The organism is Frankia sp. CgKIO3 (assembly GCF_977946435.1).
On record NZ_CDWTMO010000078.1, the window covers coordinates 1 to 18825 of the forward strand.

Consider the following 18825-nt stretch of genomic DNA (forward strand, 5'->3'; position numbering starts at 1 on the left):
CACGGCGTGACGTGCGCAGCGCGACGCTCACCGAACGAGCCGGCCAGCACCGCTCGCCGCAGAAGTACCCGGCTGTTCCGATGCCATGTTTGTCGGTTGAATTTCCCTGGACATCGGTTCTCCGCTGTGACCAGCATCTCGTGGGAGCCCGCCGAAAGTGCCTTCGACGGCTGTTACGTTGCTCTCCGAGCTCAGGCCAAGTTTTTATTGGTTGAGCCAGGCGAGTTGATCCCCTCGACACGCCGTTCGAACGGTGGTCGCTTGTTGACTGATGCTCCCGTTCCGGGAATGCCCATTATGGGCCCCGCCAGGCCCGGGGGGACGGGAGGCTCGAGTTCGTCTTCGCCCACAGCTCAGCGGCAGCTTGCTTGATCTGCGCGGCGTCCCGCCCCGCCACGAGTGCCTCCTCGACCTGGTTCGCCTGCGACGGCACCTGGTCCAAGACCACCAGCTGATCGAGCCCCTCCCCCGCAACCGCCCGCTCCCCGCCGCAAGCAGCCGATCCGCCACGATCAGTCGCGGAACGTGCCGGTAGCCGAGCCCGGCCGGTCCCGGCCGGGCTCTCGGGCCGTTGAAGGACCGGTGCCCGACGCACCGACGTCATTGTCAGCCGAATGTAAGGTTCGTTCCCGAGTCAGGCCGGCGCTCCGGGGCAGGAACAGGAAGATGACAGGCGACGCGGAGTCGGCGCCCCGGGCAGGGAGCGATCCACGGGCAGTACCCGGCACGCAGGGTACCCGGCACGCACGTTCGGGACGGGACCGCAGCAGTCCGCGTCAGTCCGGTCCGCCCAGGCCCGTCCTCGAACACCCAGGGCCGTCCTCGAACAGTCGAGAGGAGCATCATGCGTGTCCTACTGGTTCATCCCAGCGCGCTGATGTACTCGAAGATCTTTCTACGGCTCGAACCGCTGGGGCTGGAACGGGTGGCGGCCGCGCTGCTCGCCGCGGGCCACGAGGTGAGCCTGATCGATCTTCAGGTGGAGAAACCGGCCACCTACGCGCGCCGCCTGCGAGAGTGTCGTCCCGACGCGGTGATGTTCGGGGTGAACTACCTCGCGAACGTCCCCGAGGTCATCGAGCTCGCGCACCGGGCGAAGCGGGAGCTGCCCGGCTGCCTGGTCGTGGCCGGCGGCCACAGCGTCTCCTTCATCGCCGAGCACCTGCTGAAGCAGGGCGACGGCGCACTCGATGTGGTCGCGCGCGGCGAGGGCGAAGTGGTCGCCCCGCGCATCCTCGAGGCCGACCGCGCCCGTCTCGCCGACGTCCCGGGCGCGGTCACCGCCGACGGGGCGGGCCCGATCCCGGCCCTGCTACCCAGCCTCGACGAGCCGCTGCCGGCCCGCCATCTGCTGGCCCACCGCCGCCGCTACTTCATCGGGGAGCTGGACCCGTGCGCATCGGTCGAGTTCACCCGCGGCTGCCCATGGGACTGCTCCTTCTGCAGCGCCTGGACCTTCTACGGCCGCAGCTACCGCCGCCTCTCCCCGGACGCGGCCGGCGAGGAACTGTCCGCCATCCGGGCACCGAACGTCTTCATCGTCGATGACGTCGCCTTCATCAGGCCCGAACACGGCATGGCCATCGCCGATCAGGTCGAACGCCGAGGGATTCGCAAACGGTACTATCTGGAAACCCGTAGCGACGTCCTGCTGCGCCATCCCGAGGTGTTCGAGCGCTGGCGCCGCCTCGGCCTCGAATACATGTTTCTGGGCATGGAGGCCCTCGACGCGGACGGCTTGGACCTCCACCACAAGCGGATCTCCCCGGACGAGAACATCCGCGCCCTCGAAGTCGCCCGAAAGATCGGCATCACGGTCGCGGTGAACCTCATCGCCGACCCGGACTGGGACGAGAAGCAGTTCCGTCTCGTCCACGAATGGGCGTTGTCGGTGCCGGAAATCGTGCATCTCACGGTGTGCACCCCCTACCCGGGTACGGAGATCTGGCACACTCAGTCCCGGCGGCTCACCACCCTGGACTACCGGCTGTTCGACATCCAGCACGCCGTCGTCCCCACCCGGCTTCCCCTCGACCGCTTCTACCGCGAGCTCGTCTCCACCCAGGCGGTCCTCAACCGCAAACACCTCGGCGCGAAGGCGCTTGCCGCGACCGCCCGGATCGTCACCGCGAACCTGGCGCACGGCCAGACGAACTTCCCACGGATGCTCTGGAAGTTCCCCCGGGTCTACAATGCCGACCGGCTGTACGCCGAGCACCAGCATCCCGCCCGCTACCGGCTGCCGGAGCCCGTCCCCGCGGCCATGACCCCGCGGCGGCGCGAGCTGTACGTCCATCAGCCCGCCGCACGCCATCCGGTGGCGAGCCGGGAACGGGAGAGGACTGATCCATGACGACCCGAACGAAACCGGTACGGGTCCCGGCCGGTGCGGGCGCTCATCGCACCCGTTCCAGGACACTCGCATAGTTGGCGACCGCCAGGCCACCCATGTTGAACACCCCGGCGACGGTGGCCCCGGGGATCTGCATCGCCCCGGCGTTGCCGGTGAGCTGCAGCACCGCCATCACATGCTGGGACACCCCGGTGGCACCAACCGGATGGCCCTTGGCCTTCAACCCCCCGGAGGGGTTGACCGGCAGCGTGCCGTCCCGGTCCACGACCCCACCGAGGATGACCTGACCCCCGCCGCCGGGCGGGCACAACCCGACGACCTCGTACTCCAGCAGCTCCGCGATGGTGAAACAGTCGTGGAGTTCCAGCAGGTGCAGGTCGGACAGCCGCGCCCGGGCCTGCCCCAACGCCGCCTGCCAGGCCCAGTGCGCGGCGGCGAACGCCAGCGGATGACGCCGCGCGGCCGGCAGGAAATCGTTGGCCTGCGCCAGGGCACGGATCCGCACCGCCGGGGTACGCGGCGTACTACCCGGCGCGGCCAGCACCACCGCGGCGGCACCATCCGAGACCGGGCAGCAGTCCGTGCGCCGCAGCGGGCCCGCGACCATCGGATTACGCGGACCGACCGTGCTACAGAACTCGAAGCCGAGATCGGAACGCAGATGGGCGTACGGGTTCACCACCCCGTTACGGTGGTTCTTCGCCGCGATCCGTGCCAGCGCGTCACTGTGATCACCGTACTTGGTGAAGTAGGCCTCGGTGACATCGGCAAACAACCGCGCGAACCCGGCACCGGACAACCCGCCGGCATGCTCGTAGTCGGCACCCAGCAAAGCCCCGCCGACAGCCTCGGCCGGCGCGTGGGTCATCTTCTCCGCCCCGACCACCAGCACCCGGCGCGCCTGCCCGGACTGGATCGCCCGCACCCCGCACAGCAGCGCGGCCGACCCGCTCGCACACGCGTTCTCCACCCGGGTCGCCGGGGTGAACAGCAGATCGTCATCGGCCTCCAGGACCAGCGAGGAAGGAAACGCCAACGGCTGCAACCCCGCGTTGTAGGTACCGAGAACAATTTCGTCGATCTCCCGCGGGCGCAGGCCTGCCGACGCGATCGCCTCCCGCGCGGCGGCGACGATCAGCGACTCCAGAGTCTCCTCGGGCAGACGGCCAAACGGGGTATGACCCCAGCCCACGATCTCCACATCATCGTGGTCCACATCCGGTCCCTTCAACGCTCAGACACCCTTCACTGCTGAGACACCCCGGCAGGTCCGCCCGCCACGCCGGCACCAGGCTTCGTGCCCACCCGAGCCAGCCGTACCGGTGTCACCTTCTGCACGTCGTCGGCTGTGACGCCCGGCGCCGTCTCCACCAGCACCAGACCATCGGAGGTCACGTCGATGACGGCGAGGTCGGTGATGATGCGCTGCACGACACCCGTGCCGGTCAGCGGGAGCGTGTTCTCGGGCAGGATCTTCGGCGATCCGTCCTTGGCGCAGTGCTCCATCAGAACGATCACGCGGCGGGCGCCGTGGACCAGGTCCATCGCGCCCCCCATGCCCTTGACCAGCTTGCCGGGCACCACCCAGTTCGACAGGTCCCCGCGCTCGCTGACCTGCATGGCGCCGAGGATCGCCGCATCGATCTTCCCCCCACGGATCATCCCGAAACTGGTGGCGGAGTCGAAGAAGCTTGCTCCCGTCGCGGTCGTCACCGTCTCCTTGCCGGCGTTGATGAGATCCGGGTCCTCCTCGCCGGCGACCGGGTAGGGGCCCAGGCCGAGGATGCCGTTCTCACTCTGCAACACGATCTCCACGCCGTCGGGCACGTGGTTGGGAACCAGCGTCGGCAGACCGATGCCGAGGTTGACGTAGTCCCCGTCGTTGAGTTCCGCCGCCGCACGGGCGGCCATGTCGTCCCGGGACCAAGGCATGTCAGGCACCTCCTGCAGCAGTCGTGACGGCACGCAGGGTGAGCCGCTCGATCCCCTTGTCCGCGGCCTGGTCGGGCGTCAACGCCACCACCCGCTGCACGAAGACTCCGGGCAGGTGGATCTCGTCGGGCTCCAGCGCACCCGGCTCGACGAGTTCCTCCACTTCCGCGATCGTCACCCTCCCGGCCATGGCGCAGAGCGGGTTGAAGTTGCGGGCGGCCTTGCGGAAAACCAGGTTGCCGTGCCGGTCACCACGCCGGGCCCGCACCAGGGCGAAGTCCGGCCGCAGCGCCGTCTCCCGCACGAAGACCTGCGGCACCCCGTCGACCTCGAAGACCTCGGTCGGCTTGGGCTGCGAGGCCAGCGCCACCTCACCCGAGGCGTCATACCTGATCGGCAGCCCGCCGTCGGCGACCTGCGTGCCGACGCCGGTGCGGGTGTAGAACGCGGCGATCCCGGCTCCACCGGCGCGCAACCGCTCCGCCAGCGTCCCCTGCGGGTTGAACTCGATCTCGACCTTCCCGGAGAGGTACTGCCGTTCCAGTTCCTTGTTCTCCCCCACGTACGACGCCACCAGACGGCGGATCCGCCCGCCCTCCAGCAGCAGCGAGTTACCCACACCCGGGATCCCGCAGTTGTTGGAAATGATGGTCAGGTCCGAGGCCCCCTGTTCGGCGAGCGCGGCAAGGAGCACCGACGGGATACCGCAGACCCCGAAGCCACCACTCGCCACGCTGGCCCCGACCGGGATGTCGGCGACCGCCTCCTGCGCCGACGCCACAACCTTGTCCATCTCACCCCTCCTTTAGCAGGGCCCGGCGCAGCAGAACCGTCTCGGGCGGCGCATTGGCCGGGATGGTGGTCAGCACAAGCTGGGCTCCGTCACGAGGTGCCTCCCCCTCGCCATGCCAGAACGCCTCGGGAAGGACGACAGCCCGCGTGACATCGCCGGCCACGTCAACCGAGGAGTCGAATCGTACCGCCAGCGTCCAGTCGAAGTGCCCGGCCACATTGGTCAGCGAGGTATAGCCACCCGCCTGCTCCGGGGACTCCAGCGTGGCGGAGTCCCCGGAGCAGGCCCGGGCATCAAGGAGCAGCAGTCCCAGCGGCGGCGACCCCAGGCGCCCCAGCCATTCGGCGAGGTACATGGAGGCGCTGTCGGCGTGGTCCTCGCTCACCTCGTCCAGCCCCGTACCGGCCCGGTCGTGTGCCCGCAGCAACCACCTCGCGGGCGACGGCACCGACAGCACGACCCGTCGCCGGGTCGAGTCCGCCAGCGTGCGCATGGTCAGCACCAACCGCTCGACGGCGGGCTCGTCACCGAGCAGGGTGCGTAACGCGTAGCCCGTGCGGCTACGCTTCCCTAGGGCGCTCACCAGGTCAGGCGTCGCCGCGAGATACGCGTCGTAGAACGCCTCGGCATTGATGAACACCGCATCCGGGTCCAGCAGGGCATGGACCTGGGCGACGTGCCCGGTCAGGGCGGCGAGGTCACCCCAGGGGATCTCGCTGCCCTGCCGTAGCACTGCCGTCGCGTAGGCATCATGGTCGATCACCAGCGCCCGGCCGCCGGGCGCGGCAGCGAGCAGGGCAGTGAGAGAAGACATTTCAGTGCTCCTTGAACCTCAGGCGAGACGGAACCTCAGGCGAGACGCTTGACGTCCTCGCCGTGCCTGTCCTCCAGCTCCCGCACGCGCGCCTCCAGCGCCGCGATCTTCAGCTCCCGGCGGTCCGGGATCACGATGATCGGCAGTTCCTTCAGTGGCGCCTTGACCCGCTGGGGACCGTCGATGGTGAACACTGTGGCGGTGAGGTCGTTGGTGTCGTCGCCCCAGGAGCCGTAGTAGAGGAGGTCCTTCGGCGACTCCTCGGTGACGAAATCCTTGACGAACTCCGCGTAGGGCTTGCCGCGCGTCAGGCGCGTCTGGCGGACCCGCTCGCGGGCCTGCCTGGTGCCCTCGGCGTCGAGCCGGAAGGTGATCGGGTCATAGCGGACACCGAAGATCTCCTCGGCGACCTTCTGGCTGATCCGGCCGAGCTCGGCATCGCGCACCACCGACTCAGGCAGACGCTCCAGCGGGTCACCGTACCCACCACCGGCACCCTGGGAGCTCATGTAGAGCTCGCCGTCCTTGGCGCGGTCGTACTGCAGACCCATGTGATAGGTCGAGTACTTCCCATCCGGGAACGGACGCTCGTTCATGACCTTCTCAATCGAGAGGTCGAACTTCTTGTTGTCCCGGCGAATGTGCTCGTAGACATTCGTGCCCTTGACCATCGCCAGCGGGTAGGTGCCGCAGCCGTAGCCCCCGAACATGCCGTAGATGGACGAGAACTTCGCTCCGGAGGTCACCGTCATGAAGCCCCACTCCGGCGTGCCCTCGGCGGCCACGATCATCTCGTAGCCCATGCCGCCGGTGAACTTGCCGAAGCCCATGTTGTCGCGGACCAGGCGCTTGGCCACCAGCTGCATGAAGGGCACCTCCTCCTCCATGACCTCCTGCTCGGCCGTGTCGGCCATGGCGCAGAAGAGCGGCGAGACGGCGTCCTCACCGTCCCGGAAGGGCTTGGCTCCCCCGGGCATGCCGTTGAGGTCGGCACACAGGTTGCCGACCATGTCACCGTGCTGGGTGACACCGCCCCACAGGAACGTGTTGATCTGGTTGAACCAGTTAGCCACGATGTTCGAGTACTTGTGCGGCATGGAGAACGACATCTTTCCGTAGAGCGCCTGCATCATCGAGAAGCCTCGGAACGAGGCCTGCAACGACTGCCCCATCGGGGCGTCATAGGACGCGTCGGCCCAGGTGCCCTCGTCGGAAATGATCTCGATGCAGCTCATCGCCGCCGTGCAGCGCGGCAGGTCTGGCCACCAGAACGCCAGGATCGCCTGCATCATCATCGACTTCACCGAGCACAGCGGAGAGTTGATCGCCCGGTTGATGATCTCCGGTCCGGTGCCACGCAGGTCGACGGTCATCTTGTCGCCCTTGACGTGGATCTTGCAGGCGATCTTGATGAGGATGTTCTCTTTCAGCGTCGAATCCATGAACTGGTTGAAGGAGTACGTGCCGTCGGGAAGCTCGGAGATCCGGCGGCGGACCTCGGCGTCGACGTCCTCGACGGTGACCCGCAGGGCCGCCACGAACGTGTCGACGCCAACCTCGTCGATGACCTTGTCGATGCGCTCCATGATCTTGCGCACCGCGGTGATCTTCACCTTCAGGTCGGCCAGCTGCAGCTTGGGGTCGCGCACCGAGTGCTGGAGGAAGGTCAGCAGGTCTCGGCGCAGATGACCACGCTCGACAATCTTGAACGGGCTCATCCGGAGGCCGTCGTCGAACGGGGTTTCCGAGCCTGACGGCATGCCGCCCGGCTCGCAGGCGCCGTTCTCGCCTTCGTGGATGGTCGCCGCCACCCACGCGATGATCTCGCCCCCACGTATGACCGGCATGATCATCGACTGGTCGGTGTTGTGGACGTTGCCGAACCGGGCATCGTTGTGGATGAATCCGTCGCCCTCGTGGATGCCGACGGTCGGCTCGTCCTTCCAGTACTTCACGATGTACCGGATCGGGTGGTGCAGGATCGCGGAGAACGCGATCACCCCGTGGCAGGAGAGGTAGGAGACGTCCCCGGCCGCGGTGTAGATCGCGGTCGTCAGGTCACCCCACTTCGCCCCGGGTGCGGCACCCTGTGCCTCGCACATCTCGTAGCCCTCGTCGAGCGCACCGGCAATCCGCTTGCGGATCCGCTCGACCACCAGCCGGTCGACACCGGCGGCGATCGCCGTCTCCTCCCGCGACGTCCGTTCCTGGATGGAGTGGTCACGCATGATCACTGGGTCGGGACCGAGGAAGAGAGTGGTCTCGTCCATGAACTGGTCGACCCACGCCCGCTCCTGGGGCGTGAGGGTGCTCTGCTCGGTGGCCTGCTCCTGCGTGGCGCTGTCGTCCGTGACAGTCATCGTCTTCTCCCTGGTGCGCTCGACGGTGTACTCGATCAGTCCTGCAGGAACCAGACGGCGCCCTGCACCGTCGGCTCCAGACGCCAGCCCGGCTCGACGAGGTAGGTGGTGTTCTCGGTGGTGACGATCGCGGGACCGGGGATCACCCGCTCGTGCGACAGCGCGGTCTGGTCGTAGACCGGCGTCTCGATCGAGTCGTCCTGGCCGATGAAGTAGACCTTGCGGTGCGACACCTCGGTCGGCACCGTGCGCTCGCCGCCGGCCTCCAGCGAGTCGAAGTTGACGACGTCGCCGTCGACATAGGAGGCCACCCGCACGGTCCCCACCCGGATCCCGGCTTCGGGTGCCGCGCTGCTGGCGCCGAACCGGTGACTGTAGACATCACCGAAGGTGCGGATCATGTGCAGTACGTCGCCGACACCGTTCATCCGGTTGATGTCGAGGGCGACAGCCTGGGTGAGCAACTGGTTGCCGTAGCGCATGTCCAGTTCCAGGCGGTACTTCACGTCTTCGGCCGCGAAGCCCTGACGCACCAGGTCCTCCCGGCCCCGGGCCTCGAGTTCCTCGACGATCGCGTTGAACTCCTCGTACTTGTCGTACAGCGACCGGGAGGTGGCGTTGTACATCGTGATGTGCACGCCGCGCTCGTGGAAGTGTAGCTGCTTCATGTTGCCGGCGCCGCAGGCGGAGAACACCGACGAGAACGGCGGGGCCAGGATCTGCTTGATGCCGGCATGGCGAGCAATACCGCAGGCGTGCAGCGGACCGTTGCCGCCGTAGGCGAGCATCGTGAAGTCCTCCGGCAAGTAGCCGCGCACCCGCAGCTCCTTGCCGATGCCGATCGCCATCTGCTCGTCGACGCCATCCTTGATCGCGCGGGCGATGTCGAGAACGTCCATGTCGAGCTGGTCGCACAAGTTCTCTTCGACGGCGAACCGGGAGCGCTTCGGGTTGATCCTGATGTAGCCGTTGGCGTAGTTGTCCGGGTCCAGATAGCCGAGCAACAGGTCGGCGTCGGTCACCGTCGGGCGTAGTCCGCCGCGGTCGTAGCAGGCCGGGCCGGGGTTGGAGCCGGCCGACTCCGGGCCGATCTTGATGGAGTTGTGGATCCGGTCGTACGACGCGATGGAGCCGCCGCCGGCACCGAGCGTGTCGAGGTGCACCATCGGCACCGACACCAGCCAGCGGTCGATGGTCGGCAGGAAGTCATAGTGCTTCACGCCGCCCTCGGGCACCAGGCCGATGTCGAAGGACGTGCCGCCCATGTCGGTGGAGATCACATGGCCCAGGCCCGTCTCGTTCGACAGATGCTCCGCGGCGCCGACGCCGGCGATCGGACCGGAGTGGATGGTCTGCAGGGCGTCGGTGGAGTTCATCTGCGCCATGCCACCGGAGTTGTGGATGACCAGCATCGGCTTGCCGTAGCCGGAGTCGCGCAGGTTGTTCGAGAGCTGGCTGAGCGCGTGAAACATGATCTCGTGCAGGAAGCCGTCCACGATGGTGGAGGTCGCCCGCACGTATTCGCCCTTGCGACCAGAGACCTGGTGGCCCAGCAGCAGCGGGATGGCACCCAGCTCGTGGGCCGGGAACTCGTCGAGAATGATCTCCTGGATCGCCAGCTCGTGCTCGGGATTCTCGGTGGCGTTGACCAGCGAAACCACCAGGGCCTCGGCGCCGGCATCCACCAGCTCACGGACCACCGTGCGGACGTCCTCGGGATCGAGCCTCGCCACGATCTTGCCGGCCGAGTTGACGCGTTCCTTGACCGAGCGGATCAGGTACCGCGACACCAGCGGCTCGGGCCGTTCGGCTGCCGGGAGGTTCTGTTGCATCGAGTAGTCCAGGCCCTCGCCGTACCCCCGGCCGCGGGAGAGCGGGATGGTGTCCTCGAAGCCATGAGTGACGATCGCCCCCACCTTGGGTCCCTTGCGCTCGATGAGAGCGTTGGTGCCCAGGGTGGTGGCGTAGCGGACCGAGTCGACCTCGGTGAGCACGGTGCCGCGGTCCAGTCCGGCCCGGCTGCACGCCAGGTCGAGCGCCTCGTTGAAGCCCAGCGCCAGGTTGTGGTGCGTGGTCAGCGCCTTCGCCTCGACGTAGGTCTCGTCCCAAACGAAGAAGCAGTCGGTGAAGGTGCCGCCGATGTCGACGGAGATACGTTTCATTGTCTCGGTTCTCCCTGCGAGATCAGCGGATGTGGCCGGCCGCCTTGTGCATGGCGGTGTATTTCTGCGCGTCCTCGCCGGGCCCGTAGTTGTGGACCTGCTCGGGGTCGACGCCGCGTTCCTCCCACTGGGCGCGCAGCGCGGCGACGTCGATGACGAGATCGGCCGTCGGCGGGTGTCCCGGCGGCACGTATTCGGTCTCGATCTGGGTGGCGCAGCCGGGGCAGTAGAATTCCAGGATCCGGCAGTACGCCGGGTCCGGGGAAAAGGTGAACTCGTAGCGGTCGGGGTCGATGATCGGCTGGTGGATCTCCCGTGGGTCGCGGTCGTAGACCAGGCAGCCGAGCTTGTAGTTCCCGTGGGCAGACCAGATGTCGCGGCCGCACACCCGGCAGACCCAGCGCTCGGTATCGAGATCGATGACCAGGTATTCGGTCATGGGAACCCGCATGATGACTTTCCTCTCGTGGCGGTCAGGGGATGCTCGGGGTGGTCAAGGAGGTCACTGGGTGTCGGTCAGCAGCAGGTCCCCCGAGGCGGTGACCCGGAACTGCCAGCCGGGCAGCACGCGAGCGGTGAAGAACGGACCCTCGACGATCACCGGGCCCTCGCCACTCCCACCGGGCGGCGTCTCGGCGAGCACGAACACCGGCACCTTGTCGACCTGGTCGGGCGCGGAACGGACCAGGCGGGTCTCATTGCTCGTCACCCGGATCGCGGGCACGTCGGTGTCGGGAGCAACCTCGGGGTGCGGCAGCGCGGCCGTCACCGACAGTTGCAGGGAGACCTGCTTCCCGGGGAAGTCCACGGCGTCGCCGGACTGGTACGGCCTGGTCTCCACCGGCGACCCGTCGGTCTCCTCGATGGTGAGCAATACCTCGGTGCGGCAGTCGTCGAGGTCGTAGCCCTCCTGGAAAATGTCGCGCCTGGCCCGGGCGAGCATCTCGTCGTACGTCGCCGTGGTGCTTGCCGTGGTCGGCTCCGGCACGCCGACCTCGTAGGTCTTGCCGATGTCGGAGAAGGCAATGCCGAACGCGGAGAAGACCGCTGCCATCCGCGGGATCAGCACCTTCTTCACCCCTGCCGGACGAGCGGCACCGACGGCACTCATCGGGCCGGCGCCACCGAAGGCGACGAGGGTCGAGTTCTCCTGGATCAGGTGCGCGAAGGAGTGTGCCAGCGCCTCGAAGTAGGCCTGCTCCATCCGGATCAGCGACTCCTCCAGGCTGATGTCCAGCGGCTCGGCTATGGTCTCGGTGATGACCGCGGCCGAACGGTCGGCGTCGAGCCGGAAGGTGCCGTCGAGGTAGGTGCTGGCGTCGAGGATGCCGAGCAGCAGGTTGACGTCGGTGATCGTGGCTTCCTTGCCACCGAAGCCGAAGCAGGCCGGGCCGGGGGCCGCCCCCACACTGCGTGGCCCGACCGTGATCTGCCCGTCCACCATCGAGATCACCGAGGACCCGCCGACACCGGTCGAGTGCACGTTGCTCATCGGGTAGGAGATCGAGACGCCCTCGATGGTGCCGCGCTCATCGGCCGCCGCCGCACCGCCGCGGACGACCCCCACGTCGGTGGTGGTGCCGCCGATGTCCATCATCAGCGTGTGCTCGAGGCCGTACGTGCGAGCCAGCGCCGCCGTACCCTCCAAGCCGCCGCGCGGCCCGGAGGAGTACGTCTTCAGCGCCACCGCCTTGGCCACCCGCGAGGAGGCTCCGTCGTTGCGGTAGACCAGCAGTGGGTTGAGCACCCTGTACGATTTCAGCCGCCGCTCCGCCGCGTACAGGAACCGCTCCATGGTCGGGTGCAGGAACGAGTTGAGCACGCACGACCACACCCGGCGCGGGTGGTCCCGGTCGCCGGCGAGGGACCACGAGTACAGGAGCGGGATCGAGCCGAGCAGGTGCCGCGGGAACTTGCGCAGCAACACGCTGCGTAGGCGACGCTCCTGTTCCGGCGACTCACCAGCCACCACCACCCGGGCGGCACCCAGGGTGGTGAGCTGGTTGATCCGCTGGACGACTTCGAAGTCGATCTCCTCATCGGTCGCGCCCATGTCGATGGTGAGCACCCGGTCGGCGATCAGGCCGTCGAAGAGGTCCTTCTCGGCTTCACGGCTGCGCATCTGCTCGAACAGGCCCGGCATCGTGCTGAGGATGCCGATCATCGGGCCCCGCCGCTCGACCAGGGCGTTGGTGCCCTGCGTGGTCGAGTAGCGGATGTGTTGCGTAGCGTGCAGAAGCTTCTCCGTGTTGGCCTCGCCGTAGAGGGCGGCCGAGGCCTTCTCGATCCCGTCGAAGAGGCACTCCGACAGGTCGTGCGGAGTAGTGAGGGTCTTGGTGTAGGTGAACTGGTCGCCATCCCAGACGCAGATGTCGGTAAGCGTGCCACCGTTGTCGATGTTGATCAGGGTGTCCATGACGCTCCTCGGTTCGTGACTCCCTGGGTTCCATGCGCAGGCCCCGTTGTTGGGACAACCCTGCTGGTGTCCCACCGGGTGTCGGTGTCCCAAAATTGGACACTCACTGTTCTTGGATGTGGCGTGGCTCTCAGCCACGATGTTCTTCCACGGGGCCATCCAGGACCCCCGAGGAGGTGCACATGCCGGACACCGCGAACCGCCTCTTACGGGCGGCCGCAGCCCGGGCAGACTTCCTGGAGTGCGGCCGCGCGGGTGCCGTCGGTGTCCCCGACGTGCTCGCGGCATCATGGGAACGCAGCCAGGCGGCCGGCGTCGACAGCGCACGGCCGCACAGCGACTACATCGACGACATCGACACCGGGTCCCGGCTGGTGCGCTGCGCACGCCCGGTGCTCACTCAGCTCGGCAACGACACCGCGGACCTCCCGCTGGTCATCGCCCTGACCGACCACAAGGCCAGGCTGGTTCAGCGCATCGACTTGTCATCGACGGTCGGGCGGTTGCTCGACAGGGTCGAATTCGCGCCAGGGTTCAACTACTCCGAGTCGATGATGGGCACCAACGGTGTGGGCACCGTGATCGAGGCCGGTCAGCCGGTCAGCATCGTCGGGCCGGAGCACTTCACCGAGCCCCTGCAATGCTTCGCCTGCACCGGCGCCCCGGTCATCGATCCTCTCACCGGCCGGGTAGAGGGAGTGCTGGACATCTCCACGCTCACCCAGACCTGGAGCCCGCTGATGCACACCTTGGTGAAGAGTGCCGCCAAGGACATCAGCCGCAACCTGTTGCTGGATCGCAGCCAGTCCCAGCAGGCCGTTTGCGAGACCTACCTGCGCGTCGAAGCCCGGGCGTCCCGGCAGGCCGTCTTCGCCTTCGGTGACTCGGTCTTCATCGCCAACGCCACGGCCCAGCGCCTGTTCGACGCCAGCGAGCAGCTGACCCTGCGTGAGCACGCGACCTTCCTCATGAGCCGCCGCGACCGGGTGAGCGACACCCTGGTCCTGCCGGGGGGACGCATGGTCCACATCCGAGGCGCCCGGATCCTGACCGGCTCCGAGGTGGCCGGCATGGTGGTGATCGCCGACCTCGTTGCCACGGAGAAGGCCGGATCGCCGGGCGACTTCACCGAGCAGGTGCTGCCACAGATCGCGGTCGCGACCCCGCAGACCTCCCGCATCGCCGGCGACCTGTACCGGCCGCACGAGACCATTACCGGTGGCCGGTCACCGGCGTGGGTACGCGCGTGCGACAAGCTGCGCGAAGCCCTCATGGCGGAGAAGCCGGCGATCGTGCTCGGTGAGACCGGCACCGGCAAGTTCACCCTGGTCGCCGAGATCTTCCACGCCTCGCACCCGGGCAGCCGAAGCGTGTCGATGGACGCCTCCCAGCTGACCATCGAGAACTCCGAGACCGACATCGACTCTCTGCTCGCGGGCAAGCCAGAGCCGACCCTCTACATCGTCCGCAATGTCGACCAGGCCAGCACCGAAGGAGTCGAACAGCTCGACGCGTTCTTGACTGCGATCGGCCGGCTCGACGGCACCACCTCATTCGTTGCGACCCTGTCGGACTCCTCGCTGGACTCCGACCTGCCGTTCCACGCACTCCTCGGCCACTTCGAGGTAGCGATCACCGTGCCGCCGCTGCGATGCCGTACCGATGACCTCTCCACCATCACCTCGTCGGTCCTGCGCGGCATAGCCCCCAACCGCAAGGTGCGGCTCAGTCCAGCCGCCGAACGGATCATCGCGCGCTACTCCTGGCCACGCAACGTCTCCCAGCTGCGCGAGGCCCTCGAACACGCGCTGCGGCGGCGACCGGTCGGGGAGATCCAGGCCCAGGACCTGCCGGCGTACTGCCAGACCACCTCGCGGCACGTGCTCACCCCGCTGGAGGCAGCTGAGCGGGACACGATTGTCGCCGCCCTCCAAGAGACCGAGGGCAACCGAATGCTGGCGGCCGCCAGGCTCGGGATGTCGCGGTCCGGCCTTTACCGCAAGCTGAAGGCCTACGGCATCACCGCCTGACGCGTCCCAGGTGGGGCGGATCGCCCTTGGTCCAGTCTGAACCAGGGCACGCCCCGCGCCGGCGGTCCGTACGAAGCGGAGAGTCGCGAAGCCGGTCCGGCGGTAGGCGGCCCGCCGGACCGGCGTCATCCGCTCCGGAAACGGTGATGCTGACCGGGCGCGAGACCGTTCCTGCCGATCAGGCGATGTTGGAAGGCCGGACCAGGCCCTCCGCGAGATCCCCGAATCCGGGAGCAATCACGGCGCCCTGGTTGCCGATGACCTCCTCGACAACCAGGGTTTCCGTTGTCAGCAAGAGCGCGGCGATCGACGCCGCGCTCTGCAGCGCGCAACGGGTGACTTTCACCGGGTCGATGACACCGAAGCCGGCCATGTCCCCGTATTCTCCGGTCGCGGCGTTGAAACCGTGACCGCGCGGCAGCTCGGCGACCCGCTTGACCACTTCGTCGCCGTCATAGCCAGTGTTGATCGCGATCCAGCGCAGTGGTTCGGCGATGGCCCGCCGGACGATCTCCCTGCCTTCAGCGGCGTCGCCGGCCAGCGTGAGCTTGTCAAGGGCCGAGGCCGCTTGCAGCAGTGCGGTACCACCGCCTGCCACGACACCTTCGGCGAGAGCAGCCCGTGCCGCCGCGAGGGAGTCCTCGACCCGGTGCAGCTTCTCCTTCAGCTCCACGCCGGTCACGGCGCCGACCCTGATCACCGCGACGCCGCCGGACAGCCGGGCGATCCGGGTCTGCAACGTGTCCTGGTCGTGGGCGTTCTCCGCCCGTTCGAACTCCCGCTTGAGCTGGTCGATCCGGGCATGGATCTCGGTGGCGGAACCGGCGCCGTCGACGATCGTAGTTACATGCTCGGTAATGGTGGCCTTCTTGCAACGCCCGAGCTGGCCGAGGGTGACCCGGTCCAGGGAAAGCCCGGCATCCGCGGTAATCACCTGACCGCCCAGAAAAACCGCGAGATCGTTGAGCTCTGCCAACCGGCGGTGACCGAAACCGGGTGCCCGGACCACCGCGGACCGGAAGGTCCCGTGCACATTGTTGGCGACCAGAATGCCCAGTGCCGGTCCCTCGACGTTCTCCGCGAAGACGATCAACTGGCCGCCGGCCCGGGTGACCAGCTCGAGGACCGGCATCAGGATCTGAACCTGAGAGATCTTCTCGTTGGTCAACAGGATGTAGGGGTCGGTGTAGGCGGCCTCCATCCGCTCGGTGTCGGTGACCATGTACGGCGAGAGGTACCCGTTGTCCAACTCGATACCGTCCACGAAGCTGACCTCGAGTCCGAATAGCGGGGATTCCTCGACCGTGACCACCCCGTCACAGCCCACCCGGCCAAGGGTCGCGGCCACGACGTCGCCGATCCGGGCATCGTTGTTGGCGGCGAGGGTCGCCATCCGGGCAAGATCGGCCTCGCCATCGACCTCTCCCCGGTACTTTTCAAACTCCTCCAGCAGGGCGGCCACGGCAGCCTCGATGCCGTTCTTGAGAAACATCGGGTTGGCTCTTGAGAAACATCGGGTTGGCGCCCCCGTCCACGGCATGCAGACCCTCCCGGACGAGGGCCTGCGCGAGCACGGTGGTGGTGGTTCCGTCGCCGGCAGTGCCGTTGGTCTTGGTCGCGACCTCCTTGACCAGTTGCGCCCCCATGTTGGCGAAGGGGTTACGCAGCTGGATCTCCCTGGCTATGGTCACACCGTCATTGGTGATGGTGGGTGGCCCGGTCAGTTTTTCGATGACGGCGTTGCGGCCCTTTGGACCCAGAGTCACCTTGACGGCGTCCGCCAGGGCATTGACCCCGGCCTCCAGCAGGCGACGCGCCTCGACGTTGAACCGCAGATCCTTGGCCATCTCTTCCTCAGTCCTTCCGCTCTGCATCCGTCAGGGCGGGCCGAGGGCGGCACGATCGTGGCGGCGAGCAGCTGGCGGGGCATGATGGCGAAGCCAGCCCCACCTGGAGCCCGATCCGATCGCACAGTCGCGCCGCCGGAGCCCTGGGTTCCCGAGCCATTCACAGACCGGGTCCGGGTGATCAGTAGATCAGGGGATCAGGATCGCCCGACCGCGCACCTTGCCGTGGTGAAGGTCGTCGAGCGCCTGGTGGAACTCTGCCAGGGGGTAGGCACTCGTGTGCAGGGTGACCTTGCCACGGGTTGCGAGAACCATCAGCTCGACGAGGTCGCTGTACGATCCGACCAGGTTACCGATGAAGTTGATCTCAGTGGAGATGATGTCGATGGTGGGGACGTTCAGCACCCCGCCATAGCCGACAACATAGTACGAACCGGCGCGACGCAGCATGGCGACACCCGCTTCGATCGCACCGCCTTCACCGACAAAGTCGATGACCGCCTCGGCGCCGTTGCCCCCGGTGAGATCGAGTACCGCGGACACCTCGCTGCCGTCGGCCCGCACCGTGTGGTCGGCGCCCAGTTCGCCGGCGAGCCGCAACGCCTCGGCGGAGCGGTCGACGACGATGATCTTGGCTGGGGTGAGGGCACGCAGCACCTGCACACCGATGTGGCCTAGACCGCCGGCTCCGATCACCACGACCCGGTCACCGGGACTCAGTGCCGCGGCTGCCTTGCGTGCCGCGTGGTAAGCGGTCAGTCCGGCGTCGGCCAGTGCCGCCACATCCGCCGGCTGCAACGACGGGTCGAGTTTGACCACCGACCGGGCGTTGGTCCGCAGGAGTTCGGCGTAGCCGCCGTCGCTGTCGATCCCGGGGAAGGACGCCCGGGCGCAGTGCACGTCGTCGCCGTCCCGGCAGGCCTGGCACAGCCCGCAGGTGACCAGCGGGTGCAGGATGACCGGATCGCCCACGGCTATGTCGCTCACCGCCGAACCAACCTCGTGCACCCAGCCGGCATTCTCGTGCCCGAGCACGTACGGCAGGGTCACGCCCGACTTCTGCTCCCACTGCCCTTCGATGATATGCAGGTCGGTCCGACAGACACCGGCGCCGCCGATTCTGACCACCACATCCAGCGGATGGAGGATCTTGGGCTCGGGGACGTCTACCAGCCGCGGCGCGTTGTCATACTTGATGACCTGGACGGCCCTCATCGGCCCACCTCCGCGTTCGTTGCTGTCACGTCATGGGTGTGCGGTCCACAGGGCCGTACCGCGTCTCCAGCAGACCGCGGCAGACCGTGGTGTTTGCGTCGATCGTCACCCGGACGGTCCGGGCAAATCGCAGCCGGAGAGGCAGCGCCTCGCGATCGATCGGACGGCCGTCGTCGTCGACGAACAGCGGCGCCTCGGGAGCCAGGGACACTCCGAGGGCGTCCCGTCGGCGCAGCAGGCTGTGTCGTTCCGGCGACTCCGGCATGTCCGCCAGCCGGGCCCGGTACAGCGACTCGGGTGACCAACCCTCGGCTACCAGGCGCTTGGCCGCTGGCGGTGTGCGCCTTACGCAGGAAGGTCATCCGCAGGTCGTCGAGGCCTCCGGTGGCCTCCCCGGGGAAACTCGCCGGGAAACCGTCTCCGGCGGCGACTCCGGCGTTGATCTCTTCGGCGGCGAAGTGATCCTCCAGGGCCACGTCCACCTCGGTGACCCCTGGCAGCTCCTTCACCACGTCGTGCGCGTCGGACACCATCAGGTAGGCGAAGTTCGGCGCGCAGAAGTAGGTCGGGAGCCTGAGCCGAACCTGCACCCGCCCGTCCTGGGCCACCAGAGCATGGACGAATCCCAGCTCGGTGACGGGCTGGTCGAGCTCCGGGTCGTACACCCGCCCCAAAGCTTCCCAGACGTCCGCGGCCAGGCCGGTCCTACTTGGTTACTGTGGGTGTGGTCATACGGACTGCCCTGCGCCCACGAGAGGCGTCGACGCCGGAGCACCGCTGCCCGCCCCGCTAACCTCGGCCGGTACCTCGATGTCGTAGAGCGCGGCCGCGTTGAGACCGAGAATTTTGCGCTTGATGTCGGGGGTGAGCACGCCGTACTCGGCCTGCATGTCCTCCGGGATC

General features: G+C 67.6%; 15 protein-coding genes and 1 pseudogene. 2 read left to right on the top strand and 14 right to left on the bottom strand.

Annotation, left to right across the window (positions count from 1 at the left end; genetic code table 11):
* Positions 1-295: 295 nt before the first annotated feature.
* The gene (locus AC08OJ_RS10795; RefSeq protein WP_476592666.1) at positions 296-448 is read right to left on the bottom strand and encodes a hypothetical protein; all 153 of its coding nucleotides are present in this window, start codon (positions 446-448) and stop codon (positions 296-298) included.
* A 396-nt stretch (positions 449-844) separates the two neighbouring features.
* Here AC08OJ_RS10795 and hpnR point away from each other — a divergent pair, with 396 nt between their 5' ends.
* Entirely contained in the window at positions 845-2353 is a 1509-nt protein-coding gene (hpnR, locus tag AC08OJ_RS10800) for a hopanoid C-3 methylase HpnR (RefSeq protein WP_476595660.1), read from the top strand.
* Between the two features lie 43 nt (positions 2354-2396).
* On the opposite strand, the gene AC08OJ_RS10805 is transcribed toward hpnR, so the two are convergent.
* Genes AC08OJ_RS10805 through AC08OJ_RS10840 form a run of 8 tightly spaced genes read right to left on the bottom strand, consistent with a single transcriptional unit; the run spans position 2397 to position 12830 of the window.
* Entirely contained in the window at positions 2397-3569 is a 1173-nt protein-coding gene (locus tag AC08OJ_RS10805) for a thiolase domain-containing protein (protein ID WP_476595661.1), read from the bottom strand.
* 29 nt (positions 3570-3598) lie between these two features.
* Entirely contained in the window at positions 3599-4285 is a 687-nt protein-coding gene (locus tag AC08OJ_RS10810; protein WP_476592669.1) for a 3-oxoacid CoA-transferase subunit B, read from the bottom strand.
* 1 nt (position 4286) lies between these two features.
* Positions 4287-5078, bottom strand: a complete 792-nt coding sequence (locus AC08OJ_RS10815; protein ID WP_476595662.1) for a CoA transferase subunit A — start codon at positions 5076-5078, stop codon at positions 4287-4289.
* A 1-nt stretch (position 5079) separates the two neighbouring features.
* Entirely contained in the window at positions 5080-5892 is an 813-nt protein-coding gene (locus tag AC08OJ_RS10820) for a hypothetical protein (RefSeq protein WP_476592671.1), read from the bottom strand.
* 35 nt (positions 5893-5927) lie between these two features.
* A complete protein-coding gene (locus AC08OJ_RS10825; RefSeq protein WP_476595663.1) occupies positions 5928-8252 on the bottom strand; it encodes a hydantoinase B/oxoprolinase family protein in 2325 nt (774 codons plus the stop codon).
* Between the two features lie 35 nt (positions 8253-8287).
* Positions 8288-10414 (bottom strand): hydantoinase/oxoprolinase family protein, encoded by a 2127-nt coding sequence (locus tag AC08OJ_RS10830; protein ID WP_476595664.1) that lies wholly within the window; start codon positions 10412-10414, stop codon positions 8288-8290.
* A gap of 22 nt (positions 10415-10436) precedes the next feature.
* Positions 10437-10865 (bottom strand): acetone carboxylase subunit gamma, encoded by a 429-nt coding sequence (locus AC08OJ_RS10835; RefSeq protein ID WP_476592674.1) that lies wholly within the window; start codon positions 10863-10865, stop codon positions 10437-10439.
* A 51-nt stretch (positions 10866-10916) separates the two neighbouring features.
* Positions 10917-12830 carry a hydantoinase/oxoprolinase family protein gene (locus AC08OJ_RS10840; protein ID WP_476592675.1) on the bottom strand — a complete coding sequence of 638 codons (1914 nt, stop codon included), beginning with the start codon at positions 12828-12830 and terminating at the stop codon, positions 10917-10919.
* Between the two features lie 182 nt (positions 12831-13012).
* Between AC08OJ_RS10840 and AC08OJ_RS10845 the strand changes: the two genes are divergently transcribed.
* Positions 13013-14860, top strand: coding sequence for a sigma-54-dependent Fis family transcriptional regulator (locus AC08OJ_RS10845; protein ID WP_476595665.1), 1848 nt, complete (start codon positions 13013-13015; stop codon positions 14858-14860).
* 178 nt (positions 14861-15038) lie between these two features.
* Here AC08OJ_RS10845 and groEL read toward each other — a convergent pair whose 3' ends face one another.
* The 5 genes and pseudogenes from groEL to AC08OJ_RS10870 form a co-directional block, all read right to left on the bottom strand.
* On the bottom strand, positions 15039-16352 hold the full coding sequence (gene groEL / locus AC08OJ_RS10850) for a chaperonin GroEL (protein WP_476595666.1): 1314 nt from the start codon (positions 16350-16352) through the stop codon (positions 15039-15041).
* Entirely contained in the window at positions 16297-16707 is a 411-nt protein-coding gene (locus AC08OJ_RS10855) for a TCP-1/cpn60 chaperonin family protein (RefSeq protein WP_476592678.1), read from the bottom strand. Before AC08OJ_RS10855 ends, groEL begins: the two co-directional genes overlap by 56 nt.
* 189 nt (positions 16708-16896) lie before the next feature.
* The gene (locus AC08OJ_RS10860) at positions 16897-17922 is read right to left on the bottom strand and encodes an NAD(P)-dependent alcohol dehydrogenase (RefSeq protein WP_476595667.1); all 1026 of its coding nucleotides are present in this window, start codon (positions 17920-17922) and stop codon (positions 16897-16899) included.
* Positions 17923-17947: 25 nt separating this feature from the next.
* Complete coding sequence (locus AC08OJ_RS10865; protein WP_476592680.1) at positions 17948-18187, bottom strand: hypothetical protein; 240 nt, start codon at positions 18185-18187, stop codon at positions 17948-17950.
* A gap of 268 nt (positions 18188-18455) precedes the next feature.
* Positions 18456-18587: pseudogene (locus AC08OJ_RS10870) on the bottom strand (iron-sulfur cluster assembly protein); the annotation flags it as partial.
* Between the last annotated feature and the right edge of the window lie 238 nt (positions 18588-18825).

Excerpts from the sequence above, each read along its gene's own strand:
- AC08OJ_RS10815 (WP_476595662.1), bottom strand. The coding sequence starts at position 5,078 with ATGGACAAGGTTGTGGCGTCGGCGCAGGAGGCGGTCGCCGACATCCCG.
- hpnR (WP_476595660.1), top strand. The coding sequence starts at position 845 with ATGCGTGTCCTACTGGTTCATCCCAGCGCGCTGATGTACTCGAAGATC.
- AC08OJ_RS10810 (WP_476592669.1), bottom strand. The coding sequence starts at position 4,285 with ATGCCTTGGTCCCGGGACGACATGGCCGCCCGTGCGGCGGCGGAACTC.
- AC08OJ_RS10845 (WP_476595665.1), top strand. The coding sequence starts at position 13,013 with ATGCCGGACACCGCGAACCGCCTCTTACGGGCGGCCGCAGCCCGGGCA.
- groEL (WP_476595666.1), bottom strand. The coding sequence starts at position 16,352 with ATGTTTCTCAAGAACGGCATCGAGGCTGCCGTGGCCGCCCTGCTGGAG.
- AC08OJ_RS10835 (WP_476592674.1), bottom strand. The coding sequence starts at position 10,865 with ATGCGGGTTCCCATGACCGAATACCTGGTCATCGATCTCGATACCGAG.
- AC08OJ_RS10860 (WP_476595667.1), bottom strand. The coding sequence starts at position 17,922 with ATGAGGGCCGTCCAGGTCATCAAGTATGACAACGCGCCGCGGCTGGTA.
- AC08OJ_RS10825 (WP_476595663.1), bottom strand. The coding sequence starts at position 8,252 with ATGACTGTCACGGACGACAGCGCCACGCAGGAGCAGGCCACCGAGCAG.
- AC08OJ_RS10865 (WP_476592680.1), bottom strand. The coding sequence starts at position 18,187 with ATGCCGGAGTCGCCGGAACGACACAGCCTGCTGCGCCGACGGGACGCC.
- AC08OJ_RS10855 (WP_476592678.1), bottom strand. The coding sequence starts at position 16,707 with ATGGCCAAGGATCTGCGGTTCAACGTCGAGGCGCGTCGCCTGCTGGAG.
- AC08OJ_RS10830 (WP_476595664.1), bottom strand. The coding sequence starts at position 10,414 with ATGAAACGTATCTCCGTCGACATCGGCGGCACCTTCACCGACTGCTTC.
- AC08OJ_RS10840 (WP_476592675.1), bottom strand. The coding sequence starts at position 12,830 with ATGGACACCCTGATCAACATCGACAACGGTGGCACGCTTACCGACATC.
- AC08OJ_RS10820 (WP_476592671.1), bottom strand. The coding sequence starts at position 5,892 with ATGTCTTCTCTCACTGCCCTGCTCGCTGCCGCGCCCGGCGGCCGGGCG.